Annotated in this window: 13 protein-coding genes; 5 read left to right on the forward strand and 8 right to left on the reverse strand. The window is 61.7% G+C overall.

Annotated features, from left to right (window positions below; translation table 11 throughout):
• Positions 1-169: 169 nt before the first annotated feature.
• The 3 genes from B5526_RS26110 to B5526_RS26120 all read right to left on the reverse strand — a co-directional run bounded on the left by B5526_RS26110 (position 170) and on the right by B5526_RS26120 (position 4,930).
• The gene (locus tag B5526_RS26110) at positions 170-1,096 is read right to left on the reverse strand and encodes an HNH endonuclease (protein WP_079542707.1); all 927 of its coding nucleotides are present in this window, start codon (positions 1,094-1,096) and stop codon (positions 170-172) included.
• 286 nt (positions 1,097-1,382) lie between these two features.
• A complete protein-coding gene (uvrB, locus tag B5526_RS26115) occupies positions 1,383-4,580 on the reverse strand; it encodes an excinuclease ABC subunit UvrB (RefSeq protein ID WP_079542708.1) in 3,198 nt (1,065 codons plus the stop codon).
• Between the two features lie 98 nt (positions 4,581-4,678).
• Positions 4,679-4,930 (reverse strand): hypothetical protein, encoded by a 252-nt coding sequence (locus B5526_RS26120; RefSeq protein WP_079542709.1) that lies wholly within the window; start codon positions 4,928-4,930, stop codon positions 4,679-4,681.
• Between the two features lie 496 nt (positions 4,931-5,426).
• Between B5526_RS26120 and B5526_RS26125 the strand changes: the two genes are divergently transcribed.
• Both B5526_RS26125 and pgm read left to right on the forward strand, forming a co-directional pair.
• Positions 5,427-8,588 carry a PAS domain S-box protein gene (locus B5526_RS26125; protein WP_079542710.1) on the forward strand — a complete coding sequence of 1,054 codons (3,162 nt, stop codon included), beginning with the start codon at positions 5,427-5,429 and terminating at the stop codon, positions 8,586-8,588.
• A gap of 274 nt (positions 8,589-8,862) precedes the next feature.
• Positions 8,863-10,512 carry a phosphoglucomutase (alpha-D-glucose-1,6-bisphosphate-dependent) gene (gene pgm / locus B5526_RS26130; protein ID WP_079542711.1) on the forward strand — a complete coding sequence of 550 codons (1,650 nt, stop codon included), beginning with the start codon at positions 8,863-8,865 and terminating at the stop codon, positions 10,510-10,512.
• A gap of 15 nt (positions 10,513-10,527) precedes the next feature.
• On the opposite strand, the gene B5526_RS26135 is transcribed toward pgm, so the two are convergent.
• Together B5526_RS26135 and B5526_RS26140 are read right to left on the reverse strand one after the other, a co-directional pair.
• Entirely contained in the window at positions 10,528-10,728 is a 201-nt protein-coding gene (locus B5526_RS26135) for a hypothetical protein (RefSeq protein WP_079542712.1), read from the reverse strand.
• Between the two features lie 129 nt (positions 10,729-10,857).
• Positions 10,858-11,805, reverse strand: coding sequence for a LysR substrate-binding domain-containing protein (locus B5526_RS26140; RefSeq protein WP_079542713.1), 948 nt, complete (start codon positions 11,803-11,805; stop codon positions 10,858-10,860).
• Between the two features lie 88 nt (positions 11,806-11,893).
• Between B5526_RS26140 and B5526_RS26145 the strand changes: the two genes are divergently transcribed.
• Positions 11,894-12,655 (forward strand): sulfite exporter TauE/SafE family protein, encoded by a 762-nt coding sequence (locus tag B5526_RS26145; protein ID WP_079542714.1) that lies wholly within the window; start codon positions 11,894-11,896, stop codon positions 12,653-12,655.
• 15 nt (positions 12,656-12,670) lie between these two features.
• Complete coding sequence (locus B5526_RS26150; protein WP_079542715.1) at positions 12,671-12,904, forward strand: hypothetical protein; 234 nt, start codon at positions 12,671-12,673, stop codon at positions 12,902-12,904.
• Positions 12,905-12,998: 94 nt separating this feature from the next.
• Here the strand turns inward: B5526_RS26150 and B5526_RS26155 are convergent, their stop codons facing one another.
• The gene (locus B5526_RS26155) at positions 12,999-13,712 is read right to left on the reverse strand and encodes a hypothetical protein (RefSeq protein ID WP_154071466.1); all 714 of its coding nucleotides are present in this window, start codon (positions 13,710-13,712) and stop codon (positions 12,999-13,001) included.
• Between the two features lie 185 nt (positions 13,713-13,897).
• Here B5526_RS26155 and B5526_RS26160 point away from each other — a divergent pair, with 185 nt between their 5' ends.
• Positions 13,898-14,800: a PrsW family glutamic-type intramembrane protease gene (locus B5526_RS26160; RefSeq protein WP_079542717.1), complete on the forward strand. Its 903-nt coding sequence runs from the start codon at positions 13,898-13,900 to the stop codon at positions 14,798-14,800.
• A 136-nt stretch (positions 14,801-14,936) separates the two neighbouring features.
• Here B5526_RS26160 and B5526_RS26165 read toward each other — a convergent pair whose 3' ends face one another.
• Together B5526_RS26165 and B5526_RS26170 are read right to left on the reverse strand one after the other, a co-directional pair.
• On the reverse strand, positions 14,937-15,503 hold the full coding sequence (locus B5526_RS26165; RefSeq protein WP_079542718.1) for a transglutaminase-like cysteine peptidase: 567 nt from the start codon (positions 15,501-15,503) through the stop codon (positions 14,937-14,939).
• A 272-nt stretch (positions 15,504-15,775) separates the two neighbouring features.
• Positions 15,776-17,053 (reverse strand): L,D-transpeptidase, encoded by a 1,278-nt coding sequence (locus tag B5526_RS26170; RefSeq protein WP_244562062.1) that lies wholly within the window; start codon positions 17,051-17,053, stop codon positions 15,776-15,778.
• Positions 17,054-17,459 lie beyond the last annotated feature (406 nt).

The raw sequence follows: 17,459 nt of genomic DNA on the forward strand, positions 1-17,459 counted from the left end.
CTTACGTCGTCCTGTCCTGCTGTTGTTGCGAAACGCTTCAAAAGTAATCTCGCCGTGCCCCTGCATGCGTGAATGCGCGTTTGCAGTTAGGCTTGCCGTGATTGCGGAAATGCCTTGAAACCCCCGAGCTGTATCAGCAAGTTCAAATGGAATAGGTCTGCCCTCCTGTTCACCCGAGATATCTGTCCTTGTTGTGCCATCGAAGTAGATCGACGTCGGGCCAATCTGCCTTCCTGTCGGGAAGCCGAAGGGTGCTGCCATGGAGGCGTAAATATTCCTCGCCGTTGTTAAAGACCTCTTTCACTTTCTTGCTTACGGCGAACTTGAAATCGTCCTTGATTGTCACGTACCCAGCATCGAAGACAGAATGAATATCCTTCCGTAACAAGATGCCATTTGATTTCAAATGAAGGCCGCCTTCGCCATAAGGCTTTATGTGGGCGGCGTCTAAGGCGGGAAGAACCTTGCCGTTTGTGATTGCACACTGCCTTCCGTAGGCTTCAGTTACCGCTATCCTAAAAGCTCCTTGTCCCAAGCGTGGTGTAATCAGAGTAGGGTTGCCGAAGCGAGCTTGCCCATGAGAAGTGAGTCCCGGGGCGTTCGTCGTGCCACATAGTCTTGCCGTCTCTAAGAGGTGCTCCCACAACTGAAGGCCTTCGGCATTGTCCGTTGAATATTGCTTTCCTCGTTGAATGCTGGGCGACCACGAATCCGGGAGGTCAAACCAAAGGTGCGAAGGGAAAAAGACCGGCTCTACGAGAACGGTTGAACCAATGTCTGTTGAAGGGAGGACCGCAACATTGGTCCGCAATTGCGCGATCGCGCTGCGGAGTCCTTCAAGAGATGAGACGCCGTTTCCTCGCCCAAACGTCTCCCAAGCCATCTGGATCGGGAGGCGGGCATGGTCACTAAAGATACCAAAGCCGCCAATCTTGTTTCGTGGACTCTTGAGTCGAAATGCCAGCATCTCGCCCGGCTGCAGGGCTCGAAAATTCGTTTCGCCGGGCCACCAGAAATTGACCTCGGTCAGGTTCTCCTCTGACGAAAGGAAGTCGAACCAGGCGTTGTCGGTGTTAGCGATGAATAAATTGATCATGAATCAGCCCCGGCGCTAAAGTAGTCACAAAGGACCATTTCTCGCCAGAGCGTTTAATATTGAAGGGTCAGCCCGAAGCTGGAGAGTGCAATGCAACCGAGGCCACCGTATATGGAAAATCCTGACAAGCTTGAGATCGCTACTGAGGTCCTCTCATCAGCGATAAGAGTCCTGAAATCCGCCGGATTCTACGAAAACGAGATAGCTCAGCTTTTTGAACAAGCTGCCAAGAAGCCCGTACGCCGTCCGCTTTGGCTACAGCCTATCGAAGGCTCGTAGTCAGCCGTTACCTCTTCTTCCACCCACCCCGATGCCCCGGCGCGCCGCCTGAGGAGCGGGGGGCGGGGCCGAATTCGGGGCCGGATTGGCGCGAGTCGGTGGGCTGGAAGATTTTGCTGCCGCTGCCCGCACCGATGTCGTCGGGTGAGGGTTTGCGCGCCGTCGCGCGGCCGGGGCGGTAGGGCAGGGATTCCGGGCCGTGCATTTCGTCGAGGTGGGGTTTGTGGACTTTTGAGGCGCCACGACTCGTGGAGGGATGCCCCTCACCCCGACCCTCTCCCCGTGAAGAACGGGGCGAGGGGGAAGAGGCACCGCCGCTTGCCATGCTGCCGCTGCGCATCGGGCTGCCGCCGCGCTTCTTCAGCGCGGTCGCGGGCAGGTTCGCGGCGTCGCCGTATTTCTTCATGCCGGCGTAGGCGCCGGCTTTGCCTTGCACGGTGCGCTGTTTTGCGGTGGGATCGTCGACGACGGCGAGCTCTGTCGCGCGCAGGCGTTTTACTTCGTCGCGCAGGCGCGCGGCTTCCTCGAAATTCAGGTCGGCGGCGGCTTCGCGCATGCGCGTTTCGAGGTCGTTCAGGACCGCCTCGAAATTGTGGCCGATCGAGATGACGTCGTCCGCCATGCCGCCGTCGCCGATTTCCACCAGCACATGGTCGCGCTCGTAGACGCTGTTCATGATGTCGCCGATCGACTTCTTGATGCTCTCCGGCGTGATGTTGTTGGCGGTGTTGTATTCGACCTGCTTTTCGCGGCGGCGGTCGGTCTCGGCGATGGCGCGCTGCATCGAACCCGTCATCTGGTCGGCATAGAGGATCACCTTGCCGTCGACATTGCGCGCGGCGCGGCCGATGGTCTGGATCAGCGAGGTCTCGCTGCGCAAAAAGCCTTCCTTGTCGGCGTCCAAAATCGCGACCAGCGCGCATTCGGGAATGTCGAGGCCCTCGCGCAACAAATTGATGCCGACCAGCGCGTCGAACGCGCCGAGCCGCAAATCGCGGATGATCTCGATGCGCTCGATGGTGTCGATATCGCTGTGCATGTAGCGCACGCGAATGCCCTGCTCGTGCAGATATTCGGTGAGGTCCTCCGCCATCCGCTTGGTCAGCACGGTAACCAGCGAGCGATAGCCGGCTTGCGCGGTCGCGCGGACTTCGCCGACGAGATCGTCGACCTGGGTGCGCGCCGGGCGAATGTTTACGGGCGGGTCAATCAATCCGGTCGGCCGGATCACCTGCTCGACGAATACGCCGCCGCTTTCGTTCAATTCCCACCCGCTCGGCGTCGCCGACACCGCGACCGATTGCGGGCGCATCATGTCCCATTCCTCGAACCGCAGCGGACGGTTGTCCATGCAGGAGGGCAATCTAAATCCGTATTCGGCAAGCGTCGCCTTGCGCCTGAAATCGCCGCGGAACATGCCACCGATCTGCGGCACGGTGACGTGGCTTTCGTCAGCGAATACCAGCGCATTGTCGGGCACATATTCGAACAGCGTCGGCGGTGGCTCGCCGGGGCGGCGCCCGGTCAGATAGCGCGAATAGTTTTCGATGCCGGCGCAGCTACCCGTGGCTTCCATCATTTCGAGGTCGAACGTTGTGCGCTGCTCCAGCCGCTGCGCTTCCAACAGGCGGCCCTGATTGTTGAGCTGATCCAGCCGCATCTTCAACTCGGATTTGATCGACTTGATCGCCTGCACCAGCGTCGGCCGCGGCGTCACATAGTGCGAGTTGGCGTAGATCTTGATGAATTCGAGATCGTCCTGCTTGTGGCCGGTGAGCGGATCGAACTCCTCGATGTTTTCCACGGTGTCGCCGAACAGATTCACGCGCCAGGCGCGGTCTTCATAGTGCGCCGGGAAAATGTCGATGACGTCTCCGCGGACTCTAAAGGTGCCGCGGGTAAAATCGGCTTGCGTCCGCTTGTATTGCAGCGCGACGAGATCGGCGATCAATTGCCGCTGGTCGATGCGCTCGCCCTTCTTCAGCGCGAAGGTCATCGCGGTATAGGTCTCGACCGAGCCGATACCGTAGATGCACGACACCGAGGCGACGATGATGACATCATCGCGCTCGAGCAGCGCCCGCGTCGCCGAGTGGCGCATGCGGTCGATCTGCTCGTTGATGGACGAGTCCTTCTCGATATAGGTGTCGGTCCGCGGCACATAGGCCTCGGGCTGGTAGTAGTCGTAGTACGAGACAAAATACTCCACCGCGTTGTCGGGGAAGAAACTCTTGAACTCGCCATAGAGCTGCGCGGCCAGCGTCTTGTTCGGCGCGAGAATAATGGCGGGGCGCTGCGTCGCCTCGATCACCTTCGCCATGGTGTAGGTCTTGCCGCTTCCGGTGACGCCGAGCAGCACCTGGGTGCGGTCGTTGCGCGCGATGCCGTCGACCAGTTCGGCGATCGCGGTCGGCTGGTCGCCCTTCGGCTCGTAGTCGGATTTGATCACGAACCGCTGGCCGCCTTCGGATTTTTCCGGGCGCGGCGGCCGATGCGGCGTCCAGATTTTGGTCTGGCCGTCTTCGCCCTTGAATTCGGGGCGGCCGTCGCGGATCAGGGCATCCAGCGCATCCGCTGTCGCGGCGACGCCGAGCGCCTCCATCTTGTTGCGCGGGGGCCGCGCAATTGCGGCGGCGTCTTCCTCCTCGGTGGTGAAGCCGAGTTGTTTTGCGAGTTCCGGATCGAGCGTGGGGATGGTGGCGGAGGTGCCGTAATTGGCTTGCGGGGCCTCGTCGAGGCCGGGACGCGCTTCGTTGAGGGCATGACTCGCGGAGACACCCCCACCCTGACCCTCCCCCGCAAGCGGGAGAGGGGACGCAGGTTGCACGTCCGCCGCGTCATTACTTTCCTCGGCGCCCGGCGCCAGCCGTCTGGAGCCCTCTCCCGCTTGCGGGGGAGGGTTGGGTGGGGGCGACGCACGGGAGGTGTCTGTGAGAGCCGCGTCCCGCTTCGCTACTTGCTCGCTCGTTCCGCGCGTCGAGGCCCGCGCGCGGTGCGCGGCGGCCTCGCCGCCGGCGCGGCGATCCCAGGAATTATCCGGCGGCGGCTGCAATCCGGTGCCCGAGCCGAGGCCGGCATCGCCACGGTTGATCGCGGGATTGAGCAGTTCCGCCAGCGCCGGCCCAATCGGTTGCACGTCGGGACGGTGTGCTTTCGATTTCGGGGTTTTGACTGGTTTTTTCGGATGGTCTGGTTTCTTCGCCATCCAGCGAATATGGGATGAGTCCGGCTGATAGAAAAGGGCAAAGGCCGGAGTGTGACGGCTCGGAAATCTCCCGCCACGTCCCGCCAGTTCCGATCGGGCTAGGTGGCGAGCTGCGGTCCCGTTGCCTGCCCGGCGCCGGCGTATTGCTGGAGCCGGAGGTGGTCGATCTGGGTTTTCGCATCCTCGATGGCGGCGTCGGGGTCGGACCACGCGAAGCCGACTTCGAGCGCGGAAAACACGACGCCGTCGATGACGACCGGCATCAGGTCCGCGCGCCTGATCCTGGCGTGCCACAGGCCTCTGCCAGCTTCGAACGATTCGATGTTAAAGCCGTCATAATCGCAGTTCATGTGTGTCCCCGGGTCATTGTCGGACGTCGAGGGAAACATGCGCCGGCAAAAACCAATGTGAACTCGTTCACATTTGTCAGTCGATTAGCCCGCGATTTTTCACCGCTGGGAAACCGCCGGGAGTAAGTAATCCTGACAGCGAAAGTCCGTCAGGCTACAGAGGACGCACTCTCCCTCGCCCCGCCCTTGCGGGGAGAGGGCGTAGGCGGCCTGCTGCCGCCGTTCTTGATAAAAGAACGCCGATGCGAAGCATCGGCTAGGGTGAGGGGCTGCATCCGCAAATTCGGAAGATGAAGAGTGCGCGGATAGTCCCCCTCACCCGGACTGCTTCGCAGTCCGACCTCTCCCCGCAAGCGGGGAGAGGTACGAGAAATTCGCGCGGGCCGATTCGACTCAAAATCTTCATTCTCTAGTATTCCGCCATCAGTTGATTCGCTTGCGACCAGGGGGCACATTGGGAACGGCATCGATCAAGGCGCCGCCCAGAGGGCAATCGATGAGGTTGTCTACTCGATTGACTGTTGCGATGGTTGCCTTGGTGCTGCTGGCGACGAGTGCGGTCGGGGTGCTGACCTATCGCAACATCGCCACGTTTGTCTTGCCCAGGGCATTGGATCGCATCAGTACCCACGCGCAACTGCTCGCCACCGAGCTCGCCGCCTCCGTGCGCGGCGCGCGCGCCGATGTGATCGGCTTCCGCTCCGACAACGCCGTCATCGACATCATGACGGCGCGGCTGCGCCGCGGCACCGACCCTGCGGCGGAAACCACCGAGATGGAGTGGCGAAGGCGGCTCGGGCAGCGCTTCGCGGCCGAACTCGCCTCCAAGCCGAATTATCACGAATTCCGCTATATCGGCGTCGACGACGGCGGGCGCGAATTGGTGCGGGTCGACCGCTCCGATCCCGGCGGTCCGCCGCGCATCGTTCCCGAGAGCGATTTGCAGCGCAAGGACGATCGCGCCGCGTTCAGCGAAACCATCCGCCTGGCGGATGGCGAGGTCTATGTCTCGCCGGTCGACTTCAACCAGGACCATGGCGTGTTCGAAACGCCGCATGTTCCAGTGTTGCGGGTTGCAACGCCGGTGCACACGCCGGACGGGCGGCCGTTCGGCATCGTGATCATCAATGTCGACATGCGGCCGGCCTTTGCCCGGATCCGCGCGGGCGCGGTCGCTCGCGGCCACAGCTATGTCGTCAACGATCAGGGCGACTATCTCGTGCATCCCGACCCTGCCCGCGAATTCGGCTTCGAATTCGGCAAGCCGGAGCATATCCAGGAGGAGATTCCGGATTTCACTCAAATACTGAAAGCGGGCGACAGCACCGCGCGGGTGTTTCAGGACGGGTCCGGCCGGCGCTTCGGGATGGGCGTGGAGATGGTGCGGCTCGCGGAAGGCCCACTGGTCGCGGTGATCCAGGCGGTGCCGTATTCGGTGCTCACGCTGGCTGTGGCGGCGATCCGCGATTCCACCCTGATGGCCGGATTCCTGGCGGCGTTCTGCGCCTTCGTGCTGGCCGTCATCGTCGCCCGCTCGCTGACGCGGCCGCTGGTTCAGATGACCAAAGTGGTGCAGGGCTTTTCGCGCGACCAGAACCTGCCGCTGCCGAGCGGCGGCGGCCACGAGATCGGCGAATTGGCGCGCGCGTTTGCGGACATGGCGGCGGATTCGCGGGCCAAGACCAAGGCGCTCAACCAGGAGGTCGAAGAGCGGCGCCGCGCCTTCGAGCACGAGCAGCTGTTCATCGCGGCGGTGGAATCCTCCAACGACGCGATCATCACCCAGACGCTCGATGGCGTCATCACCGGCTGGAATCCGGGCGCGGAACGGCTGTTTGGATTTACCGCGCAGGAAGCGATCGGAAACAGCATCGACATCATCGTGCCGGACCCGCTGCGCGGCGAGGCCGGGAGCATCCGCGACCGGATCCGCGCCGGCGAACGCATCGACTACCACGAAACCGTTCGCGTCGATAAGAACAGCCGGTGGATCGACGTGTCGCTCGGCATCTCCCCGATCCGCTCGCAATCCGGCGCGATCATCGGCGCCGCCAAGGTGGCCCGCGATATCACCGCGCAGAAGATGGCGCAGGAGGCGCTGCTCGAAAGCGAGCAGATGGCGCGCGACGTCGTCGACAATGCGCTCGAGGCGTTCATCCAGACCGACGAGGACGGCCATATCCTGGAATGGAATCCGCAGGCCGAGGCGATCTTCGGATGGTCGCGGCAGGAGGCGGTCGGCAGGCACCTGGTCGGCTTGCTGTTGCCGGAAAATATGCGGCCGTATTACGAGAGCATGAAACGGCGGATGATGCGCATGGAGGAGAGCGCGGGCGTCGGCCAGCGTTTTGAAACCGAGGCGATGCGCAAGGACGGCTTCACGGTCAAGGTCGAAGTGTCGCTGAAGGCGCTGCGCCGCCGCTCTGGCTATGTCTTCAACGCCTTCGTGCGCGACCTGACCCAGGAGATCGCTGCCGAGGAGCAATTGCGGCAGGCCCAGAAGATGGACGCGCTCGGCCAGCTCACCGGCGGCATCGCGCATGATTTCAACAATGTGCTCACCGTGATCACCGGGACCATCGAGATTCTGGCCGACGAAGTATCGGGCAAGCCGAACATGGCGGCGATCGCAACCCTGATCAGCGAAGCGGCCGACCGCGGCGCCGAACTCACCGGGCGGCTGTTGGCCTTCGCCCGCAAGCAGCCGTTGCAGCCGCTCGAAACCGACATCAACCGCCTGATCGTCGAATCGGCCAAGCTGATGCGCCCGGCGCTCGGCGAGCACATCGAAGTCGAGGCGATGCTGGCGGATGGATTGTGGACGGCGCTGGTCGACCCGGGCCAGCTCTCGTCCGCGCTGCTCAATCTTTCGATCAATGCCCGCGACGCCATGCCGGGCGGCGGCAAGCTGACATTGGAAACCAACAATGTGAGTTTTGACGAAGACTATGCCGCGGCCAACGGCGATGCCCAGGTCGGCGACTACATCATGATCGCGGTCGCCGACACCGGCACCGGAATTCCGGAGGCGATCCGCGACCGGGTGTTCGATCCGTTCTTTTCGACCAAGGGCGTGGGCAAGGGAACCGGGCTCGGCCTGAGCATGGTGTACGGCTTCGTCAAGCAATCCGGCGGCCACATCAAGCTCTACAGCGAAGAGGGGTTCGGCACGACCTTCAAGCTCTATCTGCCGAAGGCGGACGCCGCACCGGAAGCGATCGCCGAACAGCCGTTACCAGCGGAGATGGAAGGCGGCAGCGAGACCATCCTGGTCGTGGAGGACGATCCGCTGGTGCGCGCCTATGTCAACACCCAGCTGCAAAGCCTCGGCTACAAGACACTCTCCGCCGCCAACGGCACCGATGCGCTGGCGATCGCCGACAGCGGCGCCGCCTTCGACCTGTTGTTCACCGACGTCATCATGCCCGGAGGGATGAACGGCCGGCAGCTCGCGGTGGAGATGGCGAAACGGCGCGCGCGGCTCCGTGTATTGTTCACGTCGGGCTATACCGAAAATGCCATCGTCCATCACGGCCGGCTCGATTCCGGCGTGCTGCTGCTCGCAAAACCCTACCGCAAGCTCGATCTTGCCCGCATGCTGCGCATCGCCATGACCGCCGCCGGCATTTTTGAGGATGGCAAGAGGCGGGAATCCTAAGGGCTGAGCCTCATCGTTCACACGGTACGTGCTAACCGCTCCCTCGCCCCGCCCTTCGCGGGGAGAGGGTTGGGGTGAGGGGCTCTTCTCTCCGCGGGCACTGAATTCGCAACAGCCGCCGCGCCATGCCCCTCACCCGAAATTCGCTAACGCGAATTTCGACCTCTCCCCGCAAAAGGGCGGGGAGAGGTCAAGAAAGGCCCGCAAGCGCTGACTTGTCCGCACCTGCAAAACCTATCTACAATGCCCGCTGTGGAACCAACGAGGAAACCCAGTGGCCGCTGAGATCAATCCGCTTGCCGGAAAACCCGCCGAGCCGTCGACGCTCGCCAACATCCCGCGGCTGGTGACGGCGTATTTTGCCGAACAGCCCGATCCGCAAGTTCCGGCGCAGCGGGTGGCGTTCGGCACGTCGGGGCATCGCGGCTCGGCCTTCAACCTTGCGTTCAACGAGGCGCACATCCTCGCCATCAGCCAGGCGATCTGCGATCACAGGCGGAGCGTCAGCATCACCGGTCCGCTGTTCGTCGGCATCGACACCCACGCACTCGCCGAGCCGGCGCTGGCGAGCGCGCTGGAAGTGTTCGCGGCGAACGGCGTCGAGGTGATGATCGATGCCGAGGGCGGCTACACGCCGACGCCGGTGATCTCGCACGCGATCCTCACCACCAACAAGGGGCGCACAAACGGCTTTGCCGACGGCGTCGTGATCACGCCGTCGCATAACCCGCCGGAGGATGGCGGCTTCAAATATAATCCGCCCAATGGCGGCCCGGCCGATACCGACATCACGGCCGGGATCGAACGCGCCGCCAACGGCTTTCTCGCGGACGGCTTGAAAGGCATAAAGCGCATCCCGTATGACCGCGCGCGCAAAGCGGCCAACGTGCATCGCTACGATTTTATCACGCCCTTTGTCGCCGACCTCACTGACGTCGTCGACATGGAGGCGATCCGCGCCTCGGGCGTCAAGATCGGCATCGATCCGCTCGGCGGCGCGGCGGTGCGCTACTGGCAGCCGATCATCGAGCGCTACAAGATTGCCGCGACCATCGTCAGCGACGCCGTCGATCCGACGTTCCGCTTCATGACGGTGGATTGGGACGGCAAGATCCGGATGGACTGCTCGTCGCCTTACGCGATGGCGCGGCTGATCGGCCTGCGCGACAAATTCGACGTCGCCTTCGCCAACGACACCGACGCCGACCGCCACGGCATCGTCACCCGCTCGAACGGCCTGATGAACCCGAACCATTATTTGGCCGCGGCGATTGCCTATCTGTTCGCGCATCGTCCGCAATGGGGCAGGGATGCCGCGGTCGGCAAGACCATCGTCTCGAGCGCGATCATCGACCGCGTCGCCAAGAAGCTCGGCCGTGGCCTGGTCGAGACTCCCGTCGGCTTCAAATGGTTCGTCGATGGGCTCAGCTCCGGCTCGTTCGGTTTCGCCGGTGAGGAAAGCGCCGGCGCCTCGTTCCTCCGAAAGGACGGGTCGGTGTGGACCACCGACAAGGACGGCGTCATCCTGGGCCTGTTGGCCGCCGAGATCACCGCGCGGACCCAACGCGACCCCAGCCAGTTGTTCGATCAATTGACCAGCGAACTCGGCGTGCCCTTCTACGAGCGGATCGACGCGCCCGCGACGCCGGCCCAGAAGAATCTATTGAAGGCGCTTTCGCCGGAAAAGCTCGCCATCAAGGAACTCGCCGGCGAGCCGGTGCGGGCGACGCTCACCGCCGCGCCCGGCAACGGTCAACCGTTTGGCGGCATCAAGGTCACGTCGGACAGCGGATGGTTTGCGGCGCGGCCGTCGGGCACCGAAGACGTCTACAAGATCTATGCCGAGAGCTTTCGCAGCGAAACTCACCTGCGGCAGATCCAGCAGGAAGCACAGTCGGCGATCGCGCAAGCCTTCAAGGCTTGAACAAGCGGATCGGTGCTAGGCGGTTTGCGGCGATGGCGCGGCCTCGATGATATCCAGATGGATGCCGCCGCACCGCGTGCACCTCATCGTCCAATATTCGCACCCCGCCCGTCCCGGGATGACGCGCAGCACCGCGAGGTGCGCCTCGCATTGCGGGCAGCTCGACAGCACCGCGCCCGAATGCGACTTGGCCTGTTCGGTTTCAAACAGCGACATGGATGCGCTCCCTTGCGACCGGCGGCCCGAGGTGCGGCGTGCCGCGTTGGCCCGGCGCTTGCTTAACCGCTGCCTGAAACGATCGATCGGAAGCTTGGCATCGGGGCTACGAAGTAAATGTGAACCCGTTCACATTCCCGCATTATTTTTTAACCGGTTCTTTCGACCGGCATGGCGGTGAATCTTGCCGGGCTTGCCGCGCGCGGCCGGCTCGGCCGCGGCGCGGATGATCCAGCGCCGGAACGCGGCGAAATCGCGTTGCTCGGTGCGGAAGCTGCGATAGACCAGATACCAGCGCATGCCCTTGGGCACCGAAAGCGCAAACGGCGCGACCAGCCGTCCGGCGGCGAGATCGTCGTCGATATAAGGCCGGATCCCCATCGCGATGCCAAGCCCATCGACCGCGGCCTGCAGCGCGTGGCCGTAATATTGAAATTCCGTCCCGCGCGCGCTCACCCGTGCGACGCCGGCGGCTTTCAGCCACAGCGGCCAGTCCTCGGCGGCATGCGCCACTCGCAAGAGGCTCGGCCCCCTGAGATCGCCGGGGCGTTTGAGTTGCGCCGCCAACCGCGGCGCGCAGACCGGCAGAAGGTCCGCGGCGAAGAGTGGTTCGGCGACCAGGCCCGGCCAGTCGCCGTCGCCGAGCTTGATGCCGCAGCTCCAGTCATCGCCGAACGGCGCCGCCGCGCCTCCCGTGGTGATGCGCACGTCGATGTCGGGCTCGTGTTGCCGAAAATCCGCAAGCCGCGGGATCATCCATCGCATGGCAAAGGTGGGTCCGACGCCGATGGTCAGCACCCGGACGCTTGCGGGCGCTGTCACCTGCGCGGTCAGGCTCGCCAAGGCATCGAAGATCGGCGTCAGCCCGCTCTGGTAGGCGCGCCCCGCCGCCGTCATCACCAGCCGGTTCGCCTTGCGCTCGAACAGCGCAACGCCGAGCCGTTGCTCCAAGAGATGCACCATCCGGCTGACGGCGGCCGCCGACACGTTGAGCTCGCTGCCGGCGCCGGCAAAGCTGCCGCTTCGCGCCGCCGCCTCGAACGCCTTGATGCCGTTGAGAAACAGAAGCCGCCGCATTCGACCCTCAGGAAAACTGATGCCAGGACAAGATAACTCAGTTTGCGCTGATGGTACAAGCAAGGCAGGAATATCGGCGGAGGATGCAATGACCCCGCTCATGATGGCAGCGCTCGGCCTCTTGATGGTCGCGACCGCCTTTCTGTCCGGCCTGTTCGGGATGGCCGGCGGGCTGATCCTGATCGGCGTACTGCTCGCCTTGATGCCGCTGCCGACGGCGATGGTGCTGCACGCGATCACGCAGATGGCGTCGAACGGCTGGCGCGCGTTTCTGTGGCGGCGCCATATCCGGTGGCGGCCGGTCTTCGTCTATCTGATCGGCTGCGCGTTGGCGCTGGCGGTCTGGTCGATCACCCGTTACGTGCCGGACAAGCCCGTGGCGCTGCTGTTGCTGGGGGTGACGCCTTTCATGGCGCGGCTGATGCCGTCCGACCTAAAACCCAACCCGGACAGCATCTGGCAGGGCACGCTGTATGGCTCGATCTGCATGGGGCTGATGCTGATGACGGGCGTGTCCGGGCCCCTGCTGGACACCTTCTTTCTCGGCGGAAAATTCGATCGCCGTGCGATCGTCGCGACCAAGGCCACCTGTCAGGTGGCGAGCCATTTTACCAAGCTGATCTATTTCGGCGGCATCATCGATCAGGCCGCGACGCTTGATCCGATGCTGGCGGCGGTTGCGATCGCGGCTTCGATGACCGGCACGTCGCTGGCGCGGCGGATCCTGGAGGCGATGACGGATTTGCAATTCCGCACCTGGGCGTCGCGGCTGATCACCACCGTCGCCGGCTACTACATCCTTTACGGCAGCTGGCTGCTGCTCGCGCGCAGCAATGCGTTTGCTTTTTGAGCGAGGAGAAATCCGATGGCCGATACCGCGGATCCTTTGGTGCTTGATTTCGTCGAATGGATCGCCCGCGAGCCGCGGCTTTATTCCGAGGTGATCGCGACTTGGCGCACCTCCTGCCCGCGACTGACGATCTGGGAAGACGCGGTCGATCGCGGTTTTGTCGAGCGCGAAACCATTGCCGGTTTTGGGATGATCGTGACGGTCACGGAAGACGGCGCAAAACTCCTGCGCGCGCATGACCGAGCTTAGCTGATCCGCGAATTTAGCAAGCCAAATAACTATTCCTTTTTTCTTTCAGCCTTGGTCCGCGGTGAGAGTATGGGGCGGACGCTTGCCTCGGTAGTCAGCCCGAAGTGCCCTTAAGTGCCTTTAACGCGAAAGCAATCACGACGACCAGGCCCAGAGCCACGATCATTGCTAGTAGCAACACATTCCGCTCGTGTTGGGTAAGGAGAAACTGCATGAGGAGGAAAACGAATGTCCCGAGGCCTGTGCCTGCGCGGCCAAAACGCCGTGCTTGATTTTGATTCGACGCTGTTGGCTGCATTGGCGTCTCGCGTTGCAGATCGGCTCTCGCATGATAATCTTGGTGGACATTCGCTGTGGCGAAGGCCCCTCGATCGGCGCGTAGGTGCCAAATGTAGGCGCCGAGCATTGCTGGAATTGGAACGCCGTAAGTCGTCAAAGCATCAAGCCAGTGCGGCATATGAGCGGTGCTGTCTCCGCCGCCGCTGCCCCAAATCGTGTCGCAGACGCAAAATACAAACCATGCCGAGATTGATAAGGCGCCATTTAGGAGTTTCTCGTGTGGCGCGATCTTCGCGGCGATATAGCCCGCCGGAATCGGCGCTAGGAAGAAGATCAATGTCGTCGTGGCAAGGAACCCATCCGACGATTTCATCTGGTCGAATACCGTCGCCAAGCTTGCGGTCCCGTCCGACGAAATAGTTTCCCCAGCACAATAAAAAAGCATTGCGAGGACCCAGCCGGTCACAAAGAATATCCAATGCGCGATGTTGGAAACGACAAACGCCTTTAGAGATATCATCCGGAGCATCAGTGCCTCCACCGAAACGAAGGGGCTGTGCTGAATAGAACCATAAATCAATAAACGAACTTAAAGCGCAATTAGCCAAAAGCGCTCGCATAGGTTGTCGAGTTTTTAATCATTTCGCTCGATGATGGCGACGGAGCCTTATGATCAGGCATGGCAGGCTCCCGTAAGCTTCGGCATGAGGACACATGCATCGGCTCGGAATTCTGTTTTGCGCGATAGTTCCTTCGCTCGTGCTGTTGCAGTATGGCATCGCCAAAGCGCGGGCCAGGTGGGACGATCGGGTGATCTGGGAGGCATTCTTCAGTGGCGGCATGGCGACCATCTTCGTGTTTCTTCCTGAGATGCTGTTGAAGAAGGCGTTTCCAGTCGATGCCATGTCGCCGGTTCATGGCGCTGTGACGCAAGCATTCGTGATCGCGGCGATTCCGGAGGAAATCGCGAAGTTTGCTGCGATCTTTTACGCCATCAAGCGATATGGCGCTGGCGACGATCGGCATGACGTGATCACAACGTCGTTCGCAGTCGCGCTCGGCTTCGCTGCCATTGAAAATCTCGGCTACCTTCTCGCTCCCGGAGAGTGGCCGCTGTTGGCGGCAAGCCGGGCGGTGCTGGCCGTGCCGATGCATGGCCTCGATGGCCTTGCCATGGGTTCATTTTTGACCGTGGCGCAGTTTGATCCTCGTCACCGGCGGATCTGGTTGACGGCCGCCCTCGCCGTGCCGATGCTTCTGCATGCTGGCTACGACTTTCCGTTGATGCTGATCACCAGGAATCAGGCTTTCTTCGGCGTCCTTCCTGCCTGGTTCCTGATGGTGGTCCTATCGACCGTCTGCGTTCTGTGCCTGTGCAATAAGGTGAGAGCATTGGCAGAGCGAGCCTATGTCCCGCTCGATGGGGCCTCCAGCCCTCGACTTTCCGGCGCAGTGTTGCTGCTGCTTGTGCCAATCCTGGCGGGCATCACGCTCGTCAGCGCTGGTAATTTTGGAATCGTGGGCGCCGCCGCATTCAGCATATTGCCAGCGATCTTGGGCATAGATCTGCTGTGTACGAGTTCGAAGGTTTCTCGTGCGGCGACGGCAAAGCGATAATCTTCCTCCCTGCCAACCCGCTGTTGGCACTTTGCGGACCTCACGTGATGTCCGACTTGAGTCCGGAGTGCGCACCAAAGCGGACGTCGGCCGACCACTCTGAATTTATGGGTTCACGTCCTAGCTCGAGTGATTCTCATTCCCCGAGGCCGGCGAGCGTGGTCCACAGGGGGCGGTTCGGCATCTGAATTCGAACCCAGCGATAAGGCGCACGCGCCCATGGCTTGATCTGCGGCGTCAGGTTGTCGAGAACCAGATCGCCGCTTCGGGTACGCACGACGAGAACAAGGTGATGCTTTCCCCAATTCGTCACGACCTCGCTCAGCAGCAGCGCGCCTGAGGGCCAGCCGCGATTGAGCAGCTCGTGGCGCTTGGTCACTGCGTAATCGCTGCAATAGCCACGATGCGGATTGATCAACCAGGTCTCGTCGGCCAGGCTCAGTTCTTTGCTCTCCGGAATGATGCTGCGGTTAACGGTCTGATTAACCTGCTTGAGATTGGCCCAGCGTTCCTCAGTCAGACGAACCGGACCCCCGCGAAACAGCGGCTTTGTGCGACATTCGTCCTTATAGCGCAGGCAAAACATCGTGTAGGCCATCGGCGGCAGCGTCGGCGTCTCGAACTCGATGTGCTGGATCGCCGACTGCGGTCCCATCGGCATGTCCAACGGCCCCGCATTGACGGGCTCAAACCCGACGATCATCCCCGCAACCGCCAGCGCAGCTTTGGCTGAAAAGGGCGCATATTATGACTCCCCAAATGTCTGTTGGGGGAGACGCTAGGCGCAAAGGTTGGAGTACTCGTGTCGCCGACCTTTCACTCCAGCCTGTTCCCGTTGCGCTGGCTCCCACTGCAGCATTGTAGGTTGTGCGCCTAACACTTCTGACGGGAAATGGTTCCTGGGAAAGGCTCGGCGGCTTCTGGTAAAGCGGACTTGCGCAGTGGCATCGTGTGTTGGTGGGGTGCGCCGCCGCATCAATGCGTTACCACGATGAAATCCGTGTCTTTTCCCGTCTCATGGCTAAATCCGTTGTCGGAAATAATCAATGAAGAGGCCGGCGTCAGTAGTTCAGAGATCCTCTCAACCGTATCCTGGGGTATTTCGATGCGGTCGAGGGCAGCGTTGGCTTTATCGGGCGACGGTACCGATAGGGCGGTATGCTTCGCGAGCGCTTCGCGCTCCTTCGTGGCATCCTCGGACATGCGAGGAAACTCCTCCGGAATCGACACGACGGTCCAGCGAATAGCCGCTCCCTCGTTCTGGAATTCCATTGCGGTAAACACGTGCGTTCCCAGCGGCTCCTCCGGATTTTCGATCTTGACCGGGACATCAAACAACGGCGAGAAGCCCTGACGCACGAAGAGCTTGCTCAACTTACGACTCACGAAGACGGAGAGCGGGACGATCTTTTTAGGTGCGCCTCCAGCGGCGGCCGAGCCTGGAACCTGGAGACTAGTGGCTTCTGGAGTCTCGGCATTGGACACTAGTGATCCATGCGTTGCCGCGGCTGTACCAATGCTCTTACCCGCGACTGTGGCAGTCTGAAATTCCGGCGAACCGGACACGGCTTTCGGCTTAAAAAGGTGCGGATTGGTTATCTCGACCGGCTGGACATCGTCGTGTGCAATGATCACGCGCGTGCCGCGCTTCGTGAGATGCCAGAGTCGAATGGCAAACTCATTTTTCAAACGGATGCAGCCGTGTGACGCCGGATGCCCAGGCACGACACCGGCATGCAACGCTATCCCTGACCAGGTGATGCGCTGCATGTAGGGCATGGGGGCAGCGCTATAAATATTTGAACGGTGCCATCGTTGTTTGCTGATCACGCTGAACACGCCGAGGGGCGTAGGATGCCCCTGAGTTCCCGTGGACACCGAAGAGCGTGCGATCAGGGCCCCGTTGTCAAAAAGCGAGACCCGTTGGTCTGCTATCGAGATGATGATCTGGAGCGGGCCCTTCGGAGCGTCCTCGGGCCGAGCGTTCTTCGCCGATTCAGAGTTTGTCTGCCGGTGGTGGTGCTTGTGTTTGAACGGAGCGTAATGGCCTGGCCAGAACGTGTACTGGGGCCAAAACAGAAACTGAGCGTGTGCGATCCCTGCAGAGAGCATGAAAATGGCGAATACTGCCATTGTTATCGCGCGGATGGATCCGATGTTGATGCGTCCGGAGCGAGATGCAGACATGGTGCGCTCACGGCTCTGTTTAGGCGTTTCCGCGCGCCGCACTGCTGGTAATTCCTGTGCGGACATCGCCCTGTTCCATAGGCGCAATTCCGTCGTTTCGAGACGATGCCGACGCCTAATACGTCATTCCGATGGCACGCCACCGCGTTTCGAAAGTATCCGATTGATTCGGTGCCCACGCTTGTGAATCTAATGGATTGCCGGGCTTCTCTGGCAGAACGCTTGTAAGGTCTCCATCGGAATTTGGTTGTGCTGAAGCCTGCGCAGGCCACTCCAACAATGATTTCGAAAGCTTGGGCTTGCCTTCGTACCAGCATTTTCTTCCGTCAATCAGACGCCAGGACCAATACCCGTCCGGATTTGATGGTATCGCGGCACTGCATTTTTGCTTCGCCTGCGCAGTTGGTATCCCGATTGATGAGAGCGTAGCAATGCAAGCGGCGAAAACGATTAATGGAGTCTGCTTCCTCAT

The organism is Bradyrhizobium lablabi (genome assembly GCF_900141755.1).
GTDB classification, from domain to species: domain Bacteria; phylum Pseudomonadota; class Alphaproteobacteria; order Rhizobiales; family Xanthobacteraceae; genus Bradyrhizobium; species Bradyrhizobium lablabi_A.

What these genes read in the sequence shown, in the direction of transcription:
- B5526_RS26170 (WP_244562062.1), bottom strand. Translation starts at nt 17,053, where the DNA reads ATGTCCGCACAGGAATTACCAGCAGTGCGGCGCGCGGAAACGCCTAAA.
- B5526_RS26165 (WP_079542718.1), bottom strand. Translation starts at nt 15,503, where the DNA reads ATGATCGTCGGGTTTGAGCCCGTCAATGCGGGGCCGTTGGACATGCCG.
- B5526_RS26135 (WP_079542712.1), bottom strand. Translation starts at nt 10,728, where the DNA reads ATGTCGCTGTTTGAAACCGAACAGGCCAAGTCGCATTCGGGCGCGGTG.
- B5526_RS26120 (WP_079542709.1), bottom strand. Translation starts at nt 4,930, where the DNA reads ATGAACTGCGATTATGACGGCTTTAACATCGAATCGTTCGAAGCTGGC.
- B5526_RS26110 (WP_079542707.1), bottom strand. Translation starts at nt 1,096, where the DNA reads ATGATCAATTTATTCATCGCTAACACCGACAACGCCTGGTTCGACTTC.
- uvrB (WP_079542708.1), bottom strand. Translation starts at nt 4,580, where the DNA reads ATGGCGAAGAAACCAGACCATCCGAAAAAACCAGTCAAAACCCCGAAA.
- B5526_RS26160 (WP_079542717.1), top strand. Translation starts at nt 13,898, where the DNA reads ATGCATCGGCTCGGAATTCTGTTTTGCGCGATAGTTCCTTCGCTCGTG.
- B5526_RS26155 (WP_154071466.1), bottom strand. Translation starts at nt 13,712, where the DNA reads ATGCTCCGGATGATATCTCTAAAGGCGTTTGTCGTTTCCAACATCGCG.
- B5526_RS26150 (WP_079542715.1), top strand. Translation starts at nt 12,671, where the DNA reads ATGGCCGATACCGCGGATCCTTTGGTGCTTGATTTCGTCGAATGGATC.
- B5526_RS26125 (WP_079542710.1), top strand. Translation starts at nt 5,427, where the DNA reads ATGAGGTTGTCTACTCGATTGACTGTTGCGATGGTTGCCTTGGTGCTG.
- B5526_RS26140 (WP_079542713.1), bottom strand. Translation starts at nt 11,805, where the DNA reads ATGCGGCGGCTTCTGTTTCTCAACGGCATCAAGGCGTTCGAGGCGGCG.
- B5526_RS26145 (WP_079542714.1), top strand. Translation starts at nt 11,894, where the DNA reads ATGACCCCGCTCATGATGGCAGCGCTCGGCCTCTTGATGGTCGCGACC.